The sequence below is a fragment of the Vibrio sp. 811 genome, from assembly GCF_033339195.1.
Map to the genome: position 1 here is coordinate 1 of NZ_JAWOUB010000429.1, position 687 is coordinate 687.

At 48.9% G+C, this 687-nt stretch carries 1 protein-coding gene; it reads right to left on the reverse strand.

What is annotated here, in order from left to right:
- On the reverse strand, nt 1-687 hold a 687-nt coding region (locus R7Q46_RS27300; protein WP_318078293.1), incomplete at both ends, for a DmsE family decaheme c-type cytochrome.

The following is a 687-nucleotide window of genomic DNA, read 5'->3' on the forward strand; positions in this document are numbered from 1 at the left end:
ACTTAATGTTTGACCACGTGGGTGGTTAGAGCCATGCACTTGATTGTGGCAGTTTAAACAACTTCCGCCGCGCACTCTCAAGTCGTTTTCAGGAATGGCTACGTTTGCATGTGGCACACGGTGACATTCCTGACAAAGCATTGGCAGCCGTTTATTGAGCAAGGCTTGGTTCACGGAACCATGAGGTGTGTGGCAGGATGTGCAATCTTCATTTACAGGCTCATGCTCCCATAAGAATGGGCCGCGTTTTTCTGCATGACACTCGTAACAAGCGTTATTGACGGTTGACCAATTCAAGCTCGCTTCATTTAATTTCTGATGCGGATTGTGGCAGCTAGAACAAGTCATGACGCCGTCGATAATAGGATGACGACTGCGTTTGTGGATATCCGATTTGGTGCGGGAGTGACAATCGGTGCATTTGTCTGCTTGCATTTCGGCAACCATCATCGGATCGTCTTTTTGATGCAGTTGGTGACAGCTTGCACAAGACAGCCCTTCAAAAGCGTGCTCGCTACTATGCCAAGTCGAGCGTTTCGCATCTTGGTGACAAGATAAACACACGCTGTTTTGCTTTTCGGCCGGTACAGGGGAGTTTGGTCCAAAAGTGATCATTGGCTCACGAACTTGTCCTTTTCGCGGATTGCGCTCGTGATTGTTCGCTGGACCATGGCATGCTTCACACTG